At 71.4% G+C, this 19,597-nt stretch carries 13 protein-coding genes; 10 read left to right on the forward strand and 3 right to left on the reverse strand.

The genetic code is table 11. The annotated features are described in order from the left end of the window. Positions 1-135: 135 nt before the first annotated feature. From ACY34M_RS22295 to ACY34M_RS22335, 9 genes are all read left to right on the forward strand, one after another. Complete coding sequence (locus ACY34M_RS22295) at positions 136-1,251, forward strand: LLM class flavin-dependent oxidoreductase (protein ID WP_462719773.1); 1,116 nt, start codon at positions 136-138, stop codon at positions 1,249-1,251. Continuing rightward, positions 1,248-2,054 carry an SDR family NAD(P)-dependent oxidoreductase gene (locus ACY34M_RS22300; protein WP_462719774.1) on the forward strand — a complete coding sequence of 269 codons (807 nt, stop codon included), beginning with the start codon at positions 1,248-1,250 and terminating at the stop codon, positions 2,052-2,054. Before ACY34M_RS22295 ends, ACY34M_RS22300 begins: the two co-directional genes overlap by 4 nt. A 119-nt stretch (positions 2,055-2,173) precedes the next feature. Next, on the forward strand, positions 2,174-5,308 hold the full coding sequence (locus ACY34M_RS22305; protein ID WP_462719775.1) for a glycoside hydrolase family 2 TIM barrel-domain containing protein: 3,135 nt from the start codon (positions 2,174-2,176) through the stop codon (positions 5,306-5,308). A gap of 217 nt (positions 5,309-5,525) precedes the next feature. Beyond that, on the forward strand, positions 5,526-6,524 hold the full coding sequence (locus tag ACY34M_RS22310; protein ID WP_462719776.1) for a LacI family DNA-binding transcriptional regulator: 999 nt from the start codon (positions 5,526-5,528) through the stop codon (positions 6,522-6,524). 127 nt (positions 6,525-6,651) lie between these two features. Beyond that, positions 6,652-7,983 (forward strand): extracellular solute-binding protein, encoded by a 1,332-nt coding sequence (locus tag ACY34M_RS22315; RefSeq protein ID WP_462719777.1) that lies wholly within the window; start codon positions 6,652-6,654, stop codon positions 7,981-7,983. Between the two features lie 6 nt (positions 7,984-7,989). After that, positions 7,990-8,979 carry a carbohydrate ABC transporter permease gene (locus tag ACY34M_RS22320; RefSeq protein WP_462719778.1) on the forward strand — a complete coding sequence of 330 codons (990 nt, stop codon included), beginning with the start codon at positions 7,990-7,992 and terminating at the stop codon, positions 8,977-8,979. Beyond that, a complete protein-coding gene (locus tag ACY34M_RS22325) occupies positions 8,976-9,821 on the forward strand; it encodes a carbohydrate ABC transporter permease (protein ID WP_462719779.1) in 846 nt (281 codons plus the stop codon). The genes ACY34M_RS22320 and ACY34M_RS22325 overlap by 4 nt, the downstream gene beginning before the upstream one ends. A 52-nt stretch (positions 9,822-9,873) precedes the next feature. Beyond that, complete coding sequence (locus ACY34M_RS22330) at positions 9,874-12,111, forward strand: glycoside hydrolase family 3 N-terminal domain-containing protein (protein WP_462719780.1); 2,238 nt, start codon at positions 9,874-9,876, stop codon at positions 12,109-12,111. A 45-nt stretch (positions 12,112-12,156) separates the two neighbouring features. Then, positions 12,157-13,227: an endo-1,4-beta-xylanase gene (locus ACY34M_RS22335; protein WP_462719781.1), complete on the forward strand. Its 1,071-nt coding sequence runs from the start codon at positions 12,157-12,159 to the stop codon at positions 13,225-13,227. Positions 13,228-13,261: 34 nt separating this feature from the next. Here the strand turns inward: ACY34M_RS22335 and ACY34M_RS22340 are convergent, their stop codons facing one another. Together ACY34M_RS22340 and ACY34M_RS22345 are read right to left on the reverse strand one after the other, a co-directional pair. Next, the gene (locus ACY34M_RS22340; protein WP_462719782.1) at positions 13,262-15,424 is read right to left on the reverse strand and encodes a DEAD/DEAH box helicase; all 2,163 of its coding nucleotides are present in this window, start codon (positions 15,422-15,424) and stop codon (positions 13,262-13,264) included. 136 nt (positions 15,425-15,560) lie between these two features. Continuing rightward, entirely contained in the window at positions 15,561-17,387 is a 1,827-nt protein-coding gene (locus tag ACY34M_RS22345) for an AMP-dependent synthetase/ligase (RefSeq protein ID WP_462719783.1), read from the reverse strand. A 192-nt stretch (positions 17,388-17,579) separates the two neighbouring features. On the opposite strand from ACY34M_RS22345, the gene ACY34M_RS22350 reads away from it, so the two are divergent. Further along, complete coding sequence (locus tag ACY34M_RS22350) at positions 17,580-18,098, forward strand: hypothetical protein (RefSeq protein WP_462719784.1); 519 nt, start codon at positions 17,580-17,582, stop codon at positions 18,096-18,098. Positions 18,099-18,110: 12 nt separating this feature from the next. On the opposite strand, the gene ACY34M_RS22355 is transcribed toward ACY34M_RS22350, so the two are convergent. After that, positions 18,111-19,577, reverse strand: coding sequence for an MFS transporter (locus tag ACY34M_RS22355; RefSeq protein ID WP_462719785.1), 1,467 nt, complete (start codon positions 19,575-19,577; stop codon positions 18,111-18,113). Between the last annotated feature and the right edge of the window lie 20 nt (positions 19,578-19,597).

Consider the following 19,597-nt stretch of genomic DNA (forward strand, 5'->3'; position numbering starts at 1 on the left):
CGCTAACCGGAAGCCGGACATTCCGGGTTCCACGGGCGGCCCCGCGGGCGACACCCCTGCCTATTGACTCTTCGTCAGATCTCCCGCATCGTCGCCCCGCACCCCCACCGGACCGGCTACCGGAGGAGCGCGGCCATGGACCTCGATGTGCTGTACGAGATCGACGTACCGAAGCCCTGGGAGGGCGCCCACCCGCACGGCCAGCGCGCCGCCGAGCAGCGCGCCTACCGGGAGGCCGTCGAGCAGATCCGGCTCGCGGACCGGATGGGCTTCCGCACGGTGTGGGCGGTGGAGCACCACTTCAGGGAGGGGCGCTCGCACTGTCCGGCGCCCGAGGTGCTGCTCGGCCACCTGGCGGGCCTGACCGAGCGGATCCGCCTCGGCTTCGGCGTCACCCTCACCCCGTTCGGCTTCACGCCGCCGCCCCGGCTCGCCGAGAAGGTGGCGACCGTCGATCTGCTCTCCGACGGCCGCGTCGAGTGGGGCACCGGCCGCTCCACGCCCATGGAGCAGACCGCGTTCGGCGTCGACCGGGAGCAGTCGCGGGCCGACTGGCGCGAGGCCATCGAGATCGTCACCGGCATGTGGCGCGAGGAGTTCTTCCAGTACGAGTCCGAGCGGTACAGCTTCCCGCGCCGCATGGTCACCCCGAAGCCCGTGCAGGACCCGCATCCACCGTGCTGGATGGCGGCCACGTCGGCCGGTTCCGCCGAGGTCGCGGGCGCGGCGGGCCTCGGGCTGCTCTCCTTCTCGATCATGCAGCCGCTGGAGGCGATGGGCCGGCAGGTCGCCGCGTACCGGGAGGCCGCCCGCGCCCCGGAGGCGATCACCGGCGTCACCACGAACAAGGTCGCCGCCTACACCCTCGTGCACGCCGCCGACCGCCCCTCGCGGCGCGTCTGGGACTCGGTCGCCTGGTGGTACCGCAACCTCGCCCAGTTCACCCTCGACTGGGAACTGCCGCACCTTTCCCCGGAGGAGCGCGACGAGACCTTTCCGCTGCTGGGCCCGATCATCGAGGGGGACGTGCCCGTCTCCGAGTTCGACGCGGGCGACATGATCCTCATCGGTGACGCGGAGACCATCGTCCGCAAGGCCAAGCGGTACGCGGACCTCGGCATCGACCAGCTCATCTGCTACGTCCAGTGGGGCTACCTGGAGCACCAGGAGATCCTGCGCACCATCGAGATCCTCGGCAAGGAAGTCATCCCGGAGCTGGCCGCGTACCGGCCGAAGCCGGCCGCCTCGTGAGCGAGCCGCTCGACGACACCCCGGTCCCCGCCTACGCCGACCTGCACCGCGTCGACGGCCGCACCTTCGTCCTGCTCGGCGCCGGGAACGGCATCGGCCGGCAGACCGCCCACGCGCTCACCGCGGCGGGCGCGCGCGTGCTGTGCGTGGACGTCGACAAGGGGCGGGCGGAGGCGGTCGCGGCGCAGACCGGCGGGGTGCCGTACGTCGCGGACGTGACGCGCCGGCAGGACATGGAGGCGCTCTTCGCCTACGCGAAAGGGGAGTTGGGGCCGGTCGGCGGCGTCGTCGACATCGTCGGCATGGCCCGCTACGAAGCCCTCCGCGACCTCGACGACGACGCGTGGCAGTGGCACTTCGACCTGGTGCTCAGGCACGCCTGGCTCGCCGTTCAGTACGGGGGAGCGGCGGTGGCGGCGGCGGGCGGCGGACCGCTGGTGTTCGTCGCGTCGGTGTCCGGGCTCACGGCGGCCCCGCTGCACGGAGCGTACGGAGCGGCCAAGGCGGGCCTGATGTCCCTGGTGCGCACGGCCGCCGTCGAGTACGGGCCGCGCGGGGTGCGGGTCAACGCGGTGGCGCCCGGAGTGGTGTGGACGCCGCGCGTCGCGGGGCTGCTCGGCGAGGAGGGCCGCGCCGTCAACGCCGCGAACGCCCCGCTCGGCCGCGTCGCCGAGCCCGCGGACATCGCCGCCGCCCTCCTCTTCCTGGCCTCGCCGCTCTCCTCGTACGTCACCGGCCAGACCCTCGTCGTGGACGGCGGCGCCGGGGTGAAGTTCCCGTACCCCACGATCGGCGACACGTAGATCGCGCCAAAGGCAGCTCATTCTGCAAGGCCCTTGACTAATCCCCACACGAAGCCACAAGAATCTGTTGGCTCACGTTCGCTTGTGACGATTCATGTTGGCTTCGAGGGGACTTCCGCATGTCTGCCAGTCGTAGATCCGTCAGCCGTAGATCCGTGTTGGCCGCGAGTGCGGCCGCCCCCGTCGTGGGAGCGCTCGCCGCGCCCGCGGCCCGCGCCGCCGAAGGGCGTACCGGCGGCGTCGGCCGCCGCACCGTCGACCTCGCCGACGGCTGGCGCTTCGCGCTCGTCAGCCCCGACGGCATCACCGACCCGACCGGGGCGTACGCCGACGCCGAGCGCCCCGAGTACGACGACGGGAAGTGGCGGACCGTCGCGGTCCCGCACGACTGGTCCATCGAGCAGACGCCGACCGCCGAGCACAACACGACGAGCGGCACCGGCTTCCTGCCCGGCGGACTCGGCTGGTACCGCAAGACGTTCACGGTGCCGAAGGCGTACGCGGGCAAGCGGATCTCCGTCGAGTTCGACGGCGTCTACATGGACGCCAACGTGTACGTGAACGGCAAGCTCGTCACCCACCACCCCTACGGCTACACCGGATTCGCCCACGACGTCACCGACCTGCTGCACCTCGACGGCGACACCGCCAACGTCCTCGCCGTCGAGGTCCGCAACCGGCTGCCCAGCAGCCGCTGGTACTCCGGCAGCGGCATCTACCGCAGGGCCCGCCTCGTGGTCACCGAACCGGTGCACGTCCGGCGCTGGGGCACGTTCGTCACCACACCCGACCTCGCGCAGACCCTGAAGAAGGGGTACGCCACCGTCGACGTGCGCACCACCGTCGACAACGCCTCGGACACCGCACGTGACGTGAAGGTCCTCGCCACGGTCCGGGACGCCAAGGGCCGCCGCGTGGCGAGCGCCGAGTCGACCCTCGCGGGCGTCGGCAGGGACGGGAAGACGGGCCACGTACAACTCCGCCTCCCCAAGCCGGAGTTGTGGTCCGTCGAGACCCCGGAGAACCGCTACACGCTCGTCACCGACCTGCGTGTCGACGGCCGCACCGTCGACACGTACCGCACCCGCTTCGGTGTCCGGCACGCCACCTTCGACCCCGACGACGGCCTCTCGCTCAACGGCAGGCACACCAAGATCAAGGGCGTCGACCTCCACCACGACCTCGGCGCGCTCGGCGCAGCCGTTCAACCCGACGCCGTCCGCCGCCAGTTGACCATCATGAAGTCCATGGGCGTCAACGCGCTGCGCACCTCGCACAACCCGCCCGCACCCGAGGTGATCGAGGCCTGCGAGGAGCTCGGTCTGATCATGCTCGTCGAGGCCTTCGACTGCTGGCGCACCGGCAAGAACACCTACGACTACGGCCGGTTCTTCGACGAGCACTCCGACGCCGACATCGCCGAGATGGTGCGCGCCGCCCGCAACTCCCCGGCCGTCCTCATGTGGTCCATCGGCAACGAGATCCCCGACTCGACGAGCGCGGCGGGCGTCACGATCGCGGAGCGCCTGATCGCCGACGTCAAGGAGGTCGACCCCACACGGCCGATCGTCATCGGCTCCGACAAGTACCGCTCGCTGCCCGCCGTCGGATCGCCCGCCGACCAGATCCTCGGCAAGCTGGACGGCCTCGGCCTCAACTACAACACCGCGGCCTCCGTCGACGCGCTCCACAAGCGCTACCCGCATCTGTTCCTCTTCGAGTCCGAGTCCTCCTCCGAGACATCGAGCCGGGGCACCTATCAGGAGCCGCAACACCTCAACACCGGCGAGAACCACACACCGGGCAGGCGCGCGACCTCCTCGTACGACAACAACCTCGCCTCCTGGACCATGAGCGGCGAGTACGGCCTGAAGAAGGACCGCGACCGGCGCTTCTTCACCGGCGAGTTCCTCTGGTCGGGCATCGACTACATCGGCGAACCCACCCCGTACGACGTGTTCCCGGTGAAGGCGTCGTTCTTCGGCGCGGTCGACACGGCCGGGTTCCCGAAGGACATGTACCACCTCTTCCGCAGCCAGTGGGTCGACGAGCCGATGGTGCATCTGCTGCCCATGGACTGGACGACGCACGAGGACGGGGCGGAGGTGGAGGTATGGGCGTACGCGAACGTCGCCGAGGTCGAGCTGTACCTCAACGGGCGCTCCCTCGGCGTGCGTTCCTTCGACGAGAAGAAGACTGTCGACGGGCGTACGTACCTGGAGACCACGGAGGCCACCCACGACGACAAGACCGTCACCTCCGGCCCCTACCCCGGCAGCTACACCAGCCCCAACGGCAGCGCGGGCAAGCTGCACCTGACGTGGAAGGTGCCGTACGCGGCCGGTGAGCTGAAGGCCGTCGCGCGGCGCGGCGGCCGGACGGTCGCGACCGACGTGCTGCGCACGGCCGGGGCCCCGCACGCCGTCCGTCTGACGGCCGACCGGAAGTCCGTCGCGGCGGACGGGAGGGCGCTCGCCTTCGTCACGGCGGAGGTCGTCGACGCGAAGGGGACCGTCGTCCCCGATGCCGCGCAGCTCCTCGAATTCGACGTCAAGGGAGGCCACTTGGCGGGCGTCGACAACGGGCAGCAGGAGTCCGCCGAGCGCTACCAGGCCAGCACCCGCACCACGTTCCGCGGGCTCGCACTCGCGATCGTGCGCGCCGGGACCGAGCCCGGCAGCCTCACCGTGACGGCGCGCGCCGACGGACTGCGCCGGGGCAGGGCGACGCTGCGCGTCACGGGCCCGGCGGGCACCCCGGTCACCCCGGCCGAACCCTTCGCCCCCGACCCGGGCCAGGGCGCCCCCACGTACCCGCACGCCGACGCCAGTTACTCGGGCGGCACGAAGACCCTGCCCGCCGCGATGCTCGACGGCGACCCGGCCACCCAGTGGTCCAACGCGTTCAACAAGGCCGCCACCGCCCTGCTCCCCGCCTTCAACGGGGCCCGCCCCGAGGACTGGGTCTCGGTGGAGTGGGCGGAGGAGCGAGAGGTGGGCCGCGTCGAGCTCGCCTTCACGGTCGACGCCACCCACTCCCTGCCCGCTGCCATCGAGGTGGCGGTCGGCGACGGCGATACGTACAAGTCCGTCGACGGCACCGACATCGCCTGGGCCACGGGCTCCGGCGAACCCACCGTCGTCACCTTCGACGCGGTACGCGGGCGGTCGCTGCGCCTGAGAATGCGCAGTCGCAAACCCGGGGAGGTCGGCGGAGGCATCGGCATCAGCGCCCTGGACGTGGCAGAGTCGTGACCCCGGGCCGGGCGCCCGCCCCATATGCGATCAATGGGCCGCAGGTAACCACTGCTTGACCGACACACGGCCGTCGGCATGTTCTACGGTTTCCGGAAGACGTTCGGAGAATTATCGGATCCGGCTCCGGACGGACATGTCGACGGAGGTGGGGAACGTGGCCGGGGATGGCGCTCAGCGCAAGGCAGCCACGCGGAGCCCTGAGGGGCCGGCCAAGGTGACGATCACCGAGATCGCGCGGGAGGCCGGGGTGTCCGTGCCGACCGTCTCGCGAGTCGTCAACGGACGTTCCGACGTCTCGCCCGGCACCCGGGCCCGCGTCGAGGACCTGCTGCACCGCCACGGGTACCAGCGACGGGCGCCCGCGCCGGGAGACCGGGCGGCCCTGCTCGACCTGGTCTTCAACGACCTGGACAGCCCGTGGGCCGTGGAGATCATCCGGGGTGTGGAGGAGGTGGCGCACGAGTCCGGGGTGGGCACGGTCGTCTCCGCCATCCACGACCGGGCGGGCGACGCGCGGGAGTGGATGACCAATCTGCGGGCCCGCGCGTCCGACGGCGTGATCCTCGTGACGTCGGTGCTCGATTCCGGCCTGCGGGACGAACTGCAGCGCCTGGGTGTTCCGTTGGTGGTGATCGACCCGGCGGGATCACCCGTGACGGACGCGCCGACCATCGGCGCCACCAACTGGGCCGGCGGGATGGCCGCCACCGAGCATCTGCTGGAGCTCGGGCACCGGCGCATCGGCTTCATCCAGGGCCCGCCGCGGCTGCTGTGCTCCCGGGCCCGGCTCGACGGGTACCGGGCCGCGCTCGACGTCGCGGGCGTGCCGGTCGAGGACGAGCTGATCGTGCCCGGCGACTTCTATCACGCGTCCGGATTCGCCGGCTGTGACCGGCTGCTGGACCTCGACGAACCGCCCACCGCGATCTTCGCGTCCAGCGACCAGATGGCGCTCGGCGCGATCGAGGCGCTGCGGCGGCGCGGGCTGCGGGTGCCCGAGGATCTGAGCGTCGTCGGATTCGACGACCTTCCGGAAGTGCGCTGGTCGGCGCCGCCGCTCACCACCGTGCGCCAACCGCTGTCCGACATGGGCAAGTTGGCCGCGCGCACCGCGCTCGACCTGGCCCGTTCCGTGGAACCCGCGGCTCCGCGCGTCGACCTGGCGACGGAACTCGTGGTCAGGGCCAGCACGGCGGCGCCGCGGAACGCGTAACTCCGCAACAGCAGTCACAGGGGCGTCAACAGCCTTTTTTGTTAGGGGCGTTGACGCCCCTGTCGTATGCCCGTAACTTTCCAGGCCATCTCCCGATAGTTTTCGGATTCCTTCCGGAAGGTGCGCCATGTCAGTGTTCGATCGAGTCGCTGTGTCCCCGTCCGCCGTCGCCGCGGCCCTGTCCCGCCGGCGGTTCCTGGGGGCCGCTTCCGCAGTGGGGCTCGGGGCCGCCGGGCTCTCCGCCTGTTCGGACTCCGACTCCGGCGCCACCGACAGCAAGGGCCGCACGGTCGTCGAGTGGTGGAACATCCAGACCACGGAGCCGTCGAAGACCGTCTGGCCCGAGCGGGCCAAGGCGTTCGAGGCCGAGCACCCCGATGTGCACATCAAGCTCGTCACGCTGGAGAACGACGCGTTCAAGTCGAAGATGACCGCGCTGACCAGCTCCGGAAAGCTGCCGGACATCTACCACACCTGGGGCGGCGGGGTCCTCAAGCAGCAGATCGACGCCGGTCTCGTCGAGGATCTCACCGAAGCCACCGAGCCGCTGTCCGACAAGTTCGTGGGCGTGGCCCCCGATGCCTACAAGTTCGACGGCAAGATGTACGCCATGCCCATAGAGGTGGGCGGCGTCGGCTTCTGGTACAACAAGGCGCACTTCAAGAAGGCCGGCATCACGAGTACGCCCACCACCTGGAGCGACTACCTCGACGCCGTCAAGAAGCTGAAGAGCGCCGGGATCGCGCCCATCGCCCTCGCGGGCAAGGAGAAGTGGCCCGGCATGTACTACTGGGCCTACCTGGCGATGCGCATCGCCGGCGTCGACGGCATGCAGAAGGCCGCCGACGCCAAGGACTTCACCGGCGACGACTTCGTCAAGGCCGGGGAGCGCCTGAAGGAACTCGTCGCCCTGAAGCCGTTCCAGAAGGGCTTCCTCGGCGCCGCGTACTCCACGCCGGGCGGCCAGGCCGCCACCATGGGCAACGGCAAGGCCGCGATGGAGCTGATGGGTCAGTGGGCACCTCCCACACAGGCGGATGCGGGCAAGGGCCTCGGCAAGGACCTCGGCTTCTTCACGTTCCCGTCGGTCGAGGGCGGCAAGGGCGCGGGCACCGACATCTTCGGCGGAGGCAACGCCTACGCCGTACGCAAGGGCGCCCCCAAGGCGGCCGTCGACTTCCTCAAGTTCTTCATGTCGTCCGAGTCCGACAAGATCCTGGTGGAGAAGGCCGACCTGATGCCGACCCTCAAGGACGCCATCGGCTCCCTCACCGATCCCAACCTCAAGCTCGTCTCCGCCGCCCTGGACAAGGCGTCCGGATTCCAGCTCTACCTCGACCAGGCCTACCCGCCCGCCCTCGGCCAGGAGATCAACGACTCGGTCGCCGCCCTCATCGCGGGCGCCAAGTCGCCCGAGCAGGTCTCCCGTTCCATCACCCAGGTCGCCAAGAGCCAGTAAGCCACCATGACTTCGACCCAGATCAACGACGCGCGGCCCGCTCCCGTCAAGGATCAGGCCGCCCCGGCACCGAACAGGCGCCCGCTGGCGCGCCGGGCCCGGGACTGGCTCACCGCCTTCTCGTTCACCGTGCCCGCCCTCGTCCTCTTCCTCCTGTTCGTCCTCACGCCGATCCTCTACGCCCTGTACGTCAGCTTCTTCAACTGGGGCGGATTCGGGGCGCCTTCGGACTTCGCCGGCACCGACAACTACACCCGGCTCTTCGACGACCCGGTCTTCCTCGGCGACCTGTGGCGCGGACTGCTCCTGGTGGTGTTCTCCGTCGGACTCCAGCTCCCGTTCGCGCTCGCCATGGCCGTGCTGCTCAACCAGAAGCTGCGAGGCCGCGCCGTCTACCGGATGCTGTTCTTCGCCCCGTACGTGCTCTCCGAAGTCATCACCGGCGTCCTGTTCTCCATGATCTTCGCGCCGGACGAGGGGCTCGCCGACAAGGTGCTCGGCTCCATCGGCCTCGACAGCCTCGGCGGACTCTGGTTCGCCGACCAGGACTGGGTGCTGCCGACCCTGTTCCTCGTCATGATGTGGAAGTACTTCGGCTTCCACATGATGCTGTACCTGGCCGGCCTGCAGGGCATCCCCGCCGAGCTGCACGAGGCCGCGCGGATCGACGGGGCGAACGCCTGGCAGCGCTTTCGCAACGTGACGCTGCCGCTGCTCGGGCCGACGATCCGCATCAGCGCCTTCCTGTCCGTGATCGGCGCCATCCAGCTCTTCGACCTGGTGTGGGTCACCACGCAGGGCGGCCCCGACCACCACTCCGAGACGATGGCGGTCACCCTCTTCCAGTTCGGCTTCAAGCGCTACCAGATCGGTTACGCCAGCGCGATCAGCATCGCGATGTTCCTCATCAGCCTCGTCTTCGCCATCGCCTACCAGAGGTACGTGCTGCGCCGGGACACCGAAGGAGCCCTCACCAACATGCGAGCCACCCGATGAGCGCCCTCAGTCACACCGCGCGCCGACGCCTGCGCTCCACGCCGCTGTACGTCGTCGTATGGCTCGTCGGCATCGTCATGGTCACCCCGCTCCTGTACGCGCTGGTGTCCGGGTTCAAGTCCACCGACCAGCTGTCCCAGAACTCCTTCGGGCTTCCGTCGCCCTGGGTCGTGTCCAACTACACGGACATCCTGGCCGACGGCTCGTTCTGGCGGATGCTCGGCTCCTCGACGCTCGTCGCCGTCGGCACCACCGTCCTGACCGTCGGCACCGCCGCGCTCGCCGCCTTCGCGCTCGCCCGGTTCGCCTTCAAGGGAAGGGAGTTGATGTTCACTCTCTTCACCGTCGGCCTGATGTTCCCGTTCGCCGTGGCGATCCTGCCGCTGTTCATCCTGCTGCGCACCTTCGGGCTGCTCGACAACCCGTGGGGCGTGATCCTGCCGCAGGCCGCGTTCGGCCTGCCGATGACCATCGTCATCCTGCGCGGCTTCTTCCGGGAGATCCCCGGCGAACTGGAGGAGGCCGCCACCCTCGACGGCTGCTCCCCGCTCGGCTTCTTCTGGCGGATCCTGCTGCCGATGGCGCGCCCCGCGCTCGGCACCGTCTCCGTCCTCGCCATCGTCACGAGCTGGAACAACTTCCTGCTCCCGCTGCTCGTGTTCACCCAGCCCACCTGGTGGACGATCCCCGTCGGCGTCCAGCAGTTCCAGGGCCAGTACGCCACCGACATCGCCCGCGTCTTCGCGTACCTCATCCTCGCCATGGTGCCCGCGCTCGCCTTCTACGCGGTCGCCGAACGCCAGCTCATCGGCGGCATCACGATGGGCGCGACGAAGGGCTGACGCCCGCGGCCCGCGCCAACCCCAGTCAGTTGCACCGCACTTGAGGAGATCCATGGCTCAGCCCTGGCAGGACACCACCCTTCCCGCCCACGTCCGGGCGGCGGACCTGCTCGCCCGGATGACCGCCGAGGAGAAGACGGCGCAGTTGTCCAGCGTGTGGCTGGGCGCCTCCATCGGCTCCGACTCCGAGGCCGCCGTCGCGCCCGGACAGCACGAGTACGCCGCCGAGAGCGCGGACCTCGACGCCCTCCTCCCGTACGGCCTCGGCCACCTCACCCGCCCGTTCGGCACGGTCCCCGTCGACCCGGCCGAAGGTGCCGCCCGCCTCGCCGCCCTGCAACGCCGCATCCGCGCGGGCAACCGCTTCGGGCTGCCCGCGCTCGCCCACGAGGAGTGCCTGACCGGCTTCGTGGCCTGGCAGGCCACCGTGTTCCCGACCCCGCTCGCCTGGGGCGCCACCTTCGACCCCGCGCTGATCACGGAGATGGCTCGGGCCATCGGCGGCTCCATGAGCGCCGTCGGCATCCACCAGGGCCTCGCCCCGGTCCTCGACGTCGTACGCGACGCACGCTGGGGACGCACCGAGGAGTCGATCGGCGAGGACCCCTACCTCGTCGGCACCATCGGCACCGCCTACGTACGCGGCCTCGAAGCCGCCGGGATCGTCGCCACGCTCAAGCACTTCGCCGGCTACTCGGCCTCGCGCGCAGCCCGCAACCACGCGCCCGCCCCGCTCGGGCCGCGCGAGCTGGCGGACGTGATCCTGCCGCCGTTCGAGATGGCGCTGCGCGAGGGCGGGGCCCGCTCCGTGATGGCCGCGTACAACGACATCGACGGCCTGCCCGCCCACGCGCACGCCGGCCTGCTCACCCAACTCCTCAGGGACGACTGGCGGTTCACCGGCACGGTCGTCTCCGACTATTTCGGCATCGCGTTCCTGGAGTCCGCCCACCGGGTCGCCGCGTCCGAGGGGGAGGCGGGCAGGGCCGCGCTCGCGGCGGGCGTGGACGTCGAACTCCCGGCCGCCCACTGCTTCGCGACGGGCGAGAGCCTCCCGGAGGACCTGCTCGACCGGGCGGCGCTGCGCGTCCTCACGCAGAAGTGCGAACTGGGGCTGCTCGATCCGCAGGACGCACCGGAGCCCTCGGCAGAGCCGGTCGACCTGAACCCGTCCCACATGCGGGAGTTGGCGGCCAAGGTCGCGCAGGAGTCCGTGGTCCTCCTCGCCAACGACGCGGGCCTGCTGCCGCTCCCGGAGACGAGCGGCCTGCGTATCGCCCTCGTCGGCCCCCTCGCCGACGAACAGGCGGCGATGCTCGGCTGCTACACGTTCCCGCGCCACGTCGGCGTCAACCACCCCGAACTGCCCACCGGCGTCGACATCCCGACCTTCGCGCAGGCGCTGCGCGCCGAGCTGCCGGGCGCCGAGTTCGTGGACGACCCCGCGCGCGCCGACGTCTGCCTGGCCGTGGTGGGGGACCGGTCCGGCCTGTTCGGGCGCGGCTCGTCGGGCGAGGGCTGCGACGCGGAGGATCTTGAACTGCCGTACGGGCAGGGTGCGTTGCTGGACGAGACGCTGGCTTCCGGGGTGCCGACCGTCATCGTCGTCCTCAGTGGACGCCCGTACGCGCTCGGCCGCTGGGCGGACCGGGCCGCCGCCGTCGTGCAGGCCTTCTTCCCCGGCCAGGAGGGCGGCGCGGCCGTCGCGGGCGTGCTGTCCGGGCGCGTCGAACCCTCAGGCCGCCTCCCCGTCGGCGTGCCCCGCACCCCCGGCGGCCAGCCCGCCCCCTACCTCGCCCCGCCGCTCGGCCGGCACGGCGGGCCCAGCAATGTCGACCCGACCGCGCTCTACCCGTTCGGGCACGGCCTCTCGTACACCACGTTCGCCTGGGACGCCCCGCAGTGCGAGGCCCCCGAATTCGCTACCGACGGCGAGGTGGCGCTCAGGCTCACCGTGCGCAACACGGGCGAGCGCCCCGGCACCGAGGTCGTCCAGCTCTACCTCCACGACCCCGTCGGCACCGTCGCCCGCCCCGAGGCCCGGCTCGTCGGCTATGCCCGCGTCCCGCTCGACCCCGGCGCCTCGGCCGAGGTCCACGCCACGTTCCCGGCCGACCTCGCCGCGTACACAGGGGCCGACGGCCGCCGCGTCGTCGAACCCGGCGCCCTCGAACTCCGCGTCGCCGCCTCCAGCGAACACGTCCACCACACCGTGCCGCTCACCCTGACGGGGGCGGTGCGAGAGGTGGGCCACGACCGCCGGATGCGCTGCGAGCTCCGAGTCAAGTGACGTATTCAACCATCCGTGCACGATGACCAGTTGAGAGGACACGCCATGCGTACGACCCGCACCAGATCCGCCGCCCTCGCCGCCGCGACGGCCTTGCTCATCTGCGGCCTCGCCGCAGCCCCCGCCGCGACCGCCGCCCCCGACAGCGGCAAGAAGCCCGGAGCCACTGCCACCCTCCACGACCTCGCCCGCGCACAGGGCCGCTACTTCGGCTCCGCCGTCGACAACCCCGAACTCGCCGACACCCCTTACGCCGACCTCCTCGGCACCGAGTTCGGCCAGACGACCCCCGGCAACGGCATGAAGTGGTACGCCACCGAACCTGAGCGCGGCGTCTTCGACTTCACGGCGGGCGACGAGATCGTCGACTACGCACGCGCCAACGGCCTGAAGGTCCGCGGCCACACCCTCCTGTGGCACAGCCAGCTGCCCGACTGGCTGACCTCGGGCACCTGGAGCGCCGACGAACTCCGCTCGATCCTCAGGAACCACATCACCAAGGTGGTCAAGCACTACCGCGGCAAGGTCTTCGCCTGGGACGTCGCCAACGAGATCATGAACGAGGACGGCACGTACCGGGAGAACATCTTCTACAAGACGCTCGGCCCGGGGTACATCGCCGACGCCCTGCGCTGGGCCCGCGCCGCCGACCCCAAGGTGAAGCTGTACCTCAACGACTACAACGTCGAGGGCACGGGTGCGAAGTCCGACGCGTACTACACGCTCATCAAGCGGCTCAAGGCGGACCGCGTGCCCATCGACGGCTTCGGCATGCAGGCCCACCTCGCCCTCCAGTACGGCTTCCCGTCCCAGATGCGGCAGAACATCCAGCGCTTCGCCGGCCTCGGCGTCGACGTCGCGATCACCGAGCTGGACATTCGCATGGTCCTCCCCGCCGACCAGGCCAAGCTCGCCCAACAGGCCGACTGGTACGGGCAGGTGACCGACGCCTGCCTCGCCGTGAAGCGCTGCGTCGGCATCACGCTGTGGGGCTACTCCGACCGCCACTCGTGGATCCCCGACTTCTTCGAGGGCGAGGGCGCCGCCCTGCCCTGGGACGAGAACCTCGCGCACAAGCCGGCGTACGACGCGATCCGCAAGGCCTTGACCGACTGACGGATCAGTCGCGCAAGGCCTTGACACCGACGGGTCAGTCTTCCGTCACGCCGAGGCGAGCCTGCTCCTCTTCGACGATCCGGCGCGCGAGCTCCGCGTCGGACACGTCGACGGCGTCCGGCGTCGCCTCGGCCGTCGAGCTGCGCCGGGCGTACGCGTCGAACAGGCGGGACTTGTTGGCGAGTATCCGCACCAGGCGCTCGTCGACGCCGCCGGTGGCCAGCAGACGGTGCACCCGCACCGACCTGACCTGGCCCATGCGGTGCGCCCGCGCCACGGCCTGATGCTCCAGGGTCGGCTTGATCTGCGGCTCGCACAGGATCACGACCGAGGCCGCCTGGATGTTGAGCCCGACGCCGCCGGCCTGGATCTGGGACACGAGGACGGCGGGCCCGGCCGTGTCCGCGAACTCGTCGACGAGGAGCTGTCTGCGAGCGGGCGGCACGCTGCCGGTGAGCGGGCCGAACACCCGGCCCTCGACATGCGGTTCGCTGTTCAGGGCGTCGCGGACCGTGCCGAGCACGTCGCGGAAGTTCGAGAACACGACGACCTTCAGTCCGGCCTCGGCCGCCTCCCGGACCAGCTCGCGCAGCCGCTCCAGCTTCGCGGACCCGGCCGGGCGCGCGTACGCCGCCCGGCGCATCGCCATGAAGTTGCCGGACGCGACGGCCTCCCGGTAGGCGTCCGCGTCCTCGGCGCTCAACTCCTCCCACTCGTCCGTGTGCTGGAGGCTGGGCAGCTCGGCGAGCACGTCGTCCTGGTTGCGCCGCAGATACACCGGCGCCACCGCCGTGCGGAACGCGACGGAACCGGCCATGCCGTCCTCCTCGTCGAGCCGGTGCGCGAGCCCGGGATCCAGGACGCGCACGAGGTTGCGGAACTCGCCGACCCGGTTCTCCATCGGAGTGCCGGTCATGAACAGCACGCGCCCGCAGCGCTCCGCCCACTCGGCGACGGCCCGCGAGCGCAGCGTCTCCGGGTTCTTCACCGAGTGCGCCTCGTCGACGACGAGCATCCCGACCTCGCCGCCGCCGGGCGCGGGCAGGGAGCGCAGCGCGTCGTACGTCGTGACGGCGACACCGCCCCGGCCCTTCCAGTCGGCGAACGACTCGCCCCGGTCGGGACCGTGCACCGGAACGACCCGCAGTGCGCTGCGGGCCTCGATCTCCCGCGTCCAGTTCACGAGGACGCTCGCCGGGCACACGACCATGAAGTGGCTCTGGCCCTCGGCCGCGAGGTGGGTCAGCGCGGCGATCGCCTGGACCGTCTTGCCGAGCCCCATCTCGTCGCCGAGCAGCGCCCGGCGCCGCGCGAGGGCGAACCGGGCGCCGAACGCCTGGTATCCGCGCAGCGACACCCTCAGCCGCGACTCGTCGAGCTGCTGCGCCCGCACCTGCTCGGCGATCTCGGCGGGCAGGAAGCCCTCGGCGGCGGCCGTGTCGGGAGACTGCCCGGAGATCTCGCCGAGCACGCTGTAGTACTCGGCGGAGCGCACCTCGAAGTCGACCCAGGCCGCCACGTCGGTCGCGGGCCCGCGCAGCAGGTCGACCGAGGCCTGGGCGAGCAGCGCACGCGTGCCCGCCCGCTCGGCCTCCGCGACGACGGCCCGCACCTGCTCGGCCGCCTCCAGGGCGCGGGCCCGGCGGGCCCGGCCCGCGAACAGCATCCGCAGCCGCCCCGCCGCGGGCCGCGCCTCGTCGAGGAGCGGCCCGAGCCGACGGTCGATGCCGGTCGCCGCGTCGACGGCGTGCCGGGCGTCGGGGCCCGCCTCCACCAGCACGTGCAGCGCCGTGACCAGGGCGGTGGTCCGGGGCTCCGGCTCGTCCACGTCCAGGGGCACCGCCGCCGTCTGCCGCACCCGCTCGGCGAGCCGGCCCGCTGCGGCCAGCAGCTGGTTGGCGGTCTGCGGGCCCACCCCGTGGATCTGGTGCAGGCGTCCAGGACCCGCGTCGAGGACCTGCCGGACCGTGCGCAGCCCGTCCCGCTCCACCAGGCCGACACGGACCCGCCCGTCCGTGGCCTCCTGGAGCCGCGCCACCGGCATGGTGTCGAGGACCTGCGCCACCGACTCGTCGAGCAGCGGCGCCAGCGCGTCCCGCACCGCGCCCACGGCCCGCTCGTGGTCACCGAGCAGCGCCCGCACGGCCGCATGGAGGCGCGCGCCGTCGGCGACGGCCTCCCGCTCACTGCGTCCCATCAGGGCCTGCCCCTCTCGTCCCGCCCGCCGCTCCCGCCGGTTCCGGCATCCTCCCACCAGGCACCGACAACGGACCCCGCCAACCTTCCGCACCCCTCACGGCACCGGCACTCCGTCCGCTGCCACCCGGCGCGGCTCAGCGCGTCGCGTACAACTCCTCGACGTCCTGCGCGTACGCCTCCAGGACCGCGGCCCTGCGTACCTTCAGGGAGGGCGTGAGCAGGCCCCCGGTGGCGCCGAACTCCTTCGGCAGGATGCGGAAGGCGCGGATCGACTCGGCGCGTGAGACACGGGAGTTGGCACGTGACACCGCGCGCTGGATGTGGCCGTGCAGCTCCTCGTCCAGGGCCGCCTCCGCGGGGGCGCTGAGGGTGCGGCCCTTGAGCACCTGCCAGCTCGCCAGGGCCTGCGGGTCGAGGGTGATCAGGGCCGTGACGTAGGGGCGGTTGTCGCCGATCACCAGGCATTCGGAGATCAGCGGGTGGGCGCGCAGCTCCTCCTCCAGTGTCTGCGGGGAGACGCTCTTGCCGGCGCTGGTGATGATGATGTCCTTCTTGCGGCCGGTGATCACCACATACCCGTCGTCGTCGAGCCGGCCGAGGTCGCCGGTGGCGAACCAGCCGTCGCGCAGCGCCGCCTCGTTGGCCTTCCGGTTGTTGAGGTACCCGGCGAAGACGACGTCGCCCGCCACCCAGATCTCGCCGTCGTCCGCGATGTGCACGGCGTTGCCGGGCAGCGGTTTGCCCACGGTGCCGTGCCGCACCGCGCCGACCGGCTGCGCGGTGACCGCGGCGGTCGTCTCGGTCAGGCCGTAGCCGTCGTACACGGTGATGCCGCAGCCCTGGAGGAACAGGCCGAGCTCGCGGGAGAGCGGCGAGCCGCCCGACACCGCGTTGCGCACCCGGCCACCGAGCACCGCGCGCACCTTCGCGTACACCAGGCGGTCGTACACCTTGTGTCTGAGCCGCAGGCGGGGGCCTGGCCCCGCGCCCTCGCCCGCCGCGTGCCGCTGCACCGACGCCGCGTACCGGACGGCCGTGCGCACGGCCCGCTCGAACAGGGCGGTGTGGCCGCTGTCCTGGGCGTTGATCCGGGCCTTGCTGACGAGGCGTTCGAAGATGTACGGGACCGCGTACAGGAACGTCGGCCGGAACGCGGCGAGCGCGGGCAGCAGTGCGGCGGGGGAGAGGTCCGGCTGGTGCGCGATGTTGACGCCGCCGCGCACCGAACTCACCACCACCATCAGGCCGTAGCAGTGCGCCAGCGGCAGGAAGGCCAGGAGGGACGGGCGTTCGCCGGGCGCGGCGAGCAGGCTGCCCCAGCCGACGAGGAGATTGTCCGCCTCCGACGCCAGGTTGCTGTGCGTGATGACGCAGCCCTTGGGGCGGCCCGTCGTGCCGGACGTGTAGCAGATGACGGCGGTGTCCCGCGGTTTGACCGCGGCCCGCAGCCGGTGCACGTCCTCGTCGTGCACCGCCGCGCCCGCCTCGACGAGCAGGTCGAGGCCGCCCGAGTCCAGCTCCCACAGACGGGTCAGATCCGTACGGGCGCCGTAGGCGGCGGCGACCGTCATCGCGTTGTGCTCGTTCTCGACGACGACACCCACGGCGTCCGTGTCGTACAGGATCCACCGCACCTGCTCGGCGGAGGAGGTCGGATACACCGGCACGACCTCGGCGCCCACGGTCCACAGCGCGTACGCGATCAGCGTCCACTCGTAGCGGGTGCGCGACATCACGATCACCCGGTCGCCCGCGCCGACGCCGCTCGCGAGGAAGCCGCGGGCGACGGCCGTCACCTCGTCGCGGAACCGTGACGTGCTGATCTCCAGCGGCGGTTCGCCGTCACGGAGCAGCGAGAACTGGACGTGCCGCGGATCCGTCAGCGCGGCGGCGAAGACGGAGTCGGCGAGTCCGCCCGAGACCAACGGCGCTGCGAGGCGGGGCGACGAGAGTTGCCGCATGTGTCTGATCATCGCCTTCCGTCGCAGGGTGTGACGGCCCAACATGAATCCGCCGAAACGGCAAGGTACCCCCAAGGTGAATCGCTCGCCCCGCAGTTGAATAACGAATCGGACGCCACCCGCGCCCGACGGGCGGAGGCGGGCGATCCGCTACGCTGCCGTTTTCCAATGGCATGTACACCTTGAGGAGCGATGACCTTGAAGCGGCGTCCGACCCTGGCCGGACTGACGATGGTGCTGGTGGCCGCGCTCGCGGCCTGCGGCGGCGGTGCGGACAACACGTCCTCGGCACAGGGCGGTGGGAAGGACACGGGCAGCGGCACCGTCGTGCAGCAGGACGAGAAGGTGAGCGGGGTGCGCGACGGCGTCCGGCACGTCACCCGCCGCACGACCCGCGCCACCCGGCCGCACCTGGTGAAGAAGTGCGACACCGAGACCCGCAAGGTCCGGCACACCAAGCGCAGCAACGGCCGCAAGCGGACCTACTACACGACGAAGAAGGTCCGCGACTGCCACAAGGAGCGCCGGGGCACCGAGCGGTACACGCGGGTCCTGCGGGCCGAGCGCTGGTGCGTCCGCCTCGACGACGTGAACGGCAAGCGCACCGCCGACGACCGCTGGTACCGCGTCAACTCCACGACCTACGGCCGGGTGCAGGGGGACGAGGACCGGGCGAAGGTCACCATCCAGCCGCTGCGCGAGGGCTGCTGAGCCCCGGCCCGGTCACGTGGCGGCGACCTCCGGGATGCGCTCCTTCACCAGCGCGTAGAGGACGACCGCCACGGCCATCACCCCGGCCGCGGTGAACACACCGGCCGCCCAGCTGCCGGTCGCGTCGCGCAGCACACCGCTCACGACGGGACTGGCCACCGCGCCGATCTCCGCGACCAGGTTGAACAGGCCGAACAGCGAACCGCGGTCCTTCTCCTCGGCCAGATCGCCCAGCAGACTGTGCACGATCGGCTGGAGCGCGTTGAAGAACAGGCCCGAGCAGAACAGGATCAGGCCGAGCAGCAGCAGCGACGGGTCGCCGTCCAGGACGCTCGCGCCGAACGCCACGGCGAGCACCGTGTGCACCGCCGCGCAGATCACGGCGAGCGGCTTGCGGCCCTTGCCCGCGCGCACCCGCCGGTCCGCGATCCAGCCGCCGACCGGGAAGCCGATGATGCCCGCGCCCGCGTTGAACGCGGCGGTGAGCGCCGCCGCGCCGAGGCTGCTGTGCGCGGCCTCCGCGACGATCTGCACCGACCAGAACGAGAAGAACCACAGGTTCCACATCACGGCGATGAAGCCGATGTAGATGAGCCACACGTTCCGGTTGAGGAGCCCGGAGCCGCGTCCGGTGCGGACGATGCCGCGGATCACGATCGTCACCATGACGAGGAACAGCACCCCGGAGCCGACCGCCGTCAGCCACTCCGGCCAGCTGAACTCGTCGGCGAGCAGGAACAGGGCGAGGATCGCGACCGCCGCGGGGATCGAGTAGCCGATCAGGCGCAGCGCGGGCGGCCCGAGCCGCAGCGGCCGGTCCCCGCGCCCCCGGAAGAACGCCCACGTCGAGACCGCGACGATCAGCGACACCACGCCGAACACGTACAGCGGCATGCTCCAGGCCCGGCCGCCCATGCCGAGCGTGCCGCCCCAGTCGATGAGGTGCGGGGTGGCGACGATGCCGACGGTCAGGCCGATGGAGAGGCCGGACAGGACGACGCCGAGGCCGATGGTGCGACGGGCCGCGGGCGTGTGGTTGATGACCAGGACACGGTCGTTGGAGTAGAAGACGCCCTCGCCGAGCCCGGTGAGCACGCGGGCGACGACGAAGCCGATGAGCCCGCCGGTCAGGCCCGACACGAGGGTGAGCAGTCCCGCCCACAGCAGGGAAACAACGAGCATCTCGCGGTGGCCGTAGCGGTCACCGAGCCGGCCGCCCGCGTACTGTGTGAGCATGTAGCCGGTGAAGAACATCGAGCCGATGAGGCCGCCGAGCGTGGCGGGGTTCGAGGCGTCGCCGATGAACCCCGCCTTGTTCTCGATCATCCAGGCGACCACGGGCCCGGTGACCGTGCGGTCCGCGTAGCTGATCAGCCAGCCCGCGAGCAGGAAGCCCCACAGGTGGGTGTGGTGTCCCGAGAAGAGCGCGCGGCCCCTGGCCTCGGTGGTGGTGCGGGGTGGAGCGGCGGATTCCGACATGGGTCCCCCTGGACGCCGGC

This window comes from Streptomyces sp. EDA2-14, assembly GCF_054963755.1.

Excerpts from the sequence above, each read along its gene's own strand:
- ACY34M_RS22295 (WP_462719773.1), top strand. The coding sequence starts at position 136 with ATGGACCTCGATGTGCTGTACGAGATCGACGTACCGAAGCCCTGGGAG.
- ACY34M_RS22305 (WP_462719775.1), top strand. The coding sequence starts at position 2,174 with ATGTCTGCCAGTCGTAGATCCGTCAGCCGTAGATCCGTGTTGGCCGCG.
- ACY34M_RS22315 (WP_462719777.1), top strand. The coding sequence starts at position 6,652 with ATGTCAGTGTTCGATCGAGTCGCTGTGTCCCCGTCCGCCGTCGCCGCG.
- ACY34M_RS22320 (WP_462719778.1), top strand. The coding sequence starts at position 7,990 with ATGACTTCGACCCAGATCAACGACGCGCGGCCCGCTCCCGTCAAGGAT.
- ACY34M_RS22325 (WP_462719779.1), top strand. The coding sequence starts at position 8,976 with ATGAGCGCCCTCAGTCACACCGCGCGCCGACGCCTGCGCTCCACGCCG.
- ACY34M_RS22330 (WP_462719780.1), top strand. The coding sequence starts at position 9,874 with ATGGCTCAGCCCTGGCAGGACACCACCCTTCCCGCCCACGTCCGGGCG.
- ACY34M_RS22335 (WP_462719781.1), top strand. The coding sequence starts at position 12,157 with ATGCGTACGACCCGCACCAGATCCGCCGCCCTCGCCGCCGCGACGGCC.
- ACY34M_RS22340 (WP_462719782.1), bottom strand. The coding sequence starts at position 15,424 with ATGGGACGCAGTGAGCGGGAGGCCGTCGCCGACGGCGCGCGCCTCCAT.
- ACY34M_RS22345 (WP_462719783.1), bottom strand. The coding sequence starts at position 17,387 with ATGCGGCAACTCTCGTCGCCCCGCCTCGCAGCGCCGTTGGTCTCGGGC.
- ACY34M_RS22350 (WP_462719784.1), top strand. The coding sequence starts at position 17,580 with ATGACCTTGAAGCGGCGTCCGACCCTGGCCGGACTGACGATGGTGCTG.
- ACY34M_RS22355 (WP_462719785.1), bottom strand. The coding sequence starts at position 19,577 with ATGTCGGAATCCGCCGCTCCACCCCGCACCACCACCGAGGCCAGGGGC.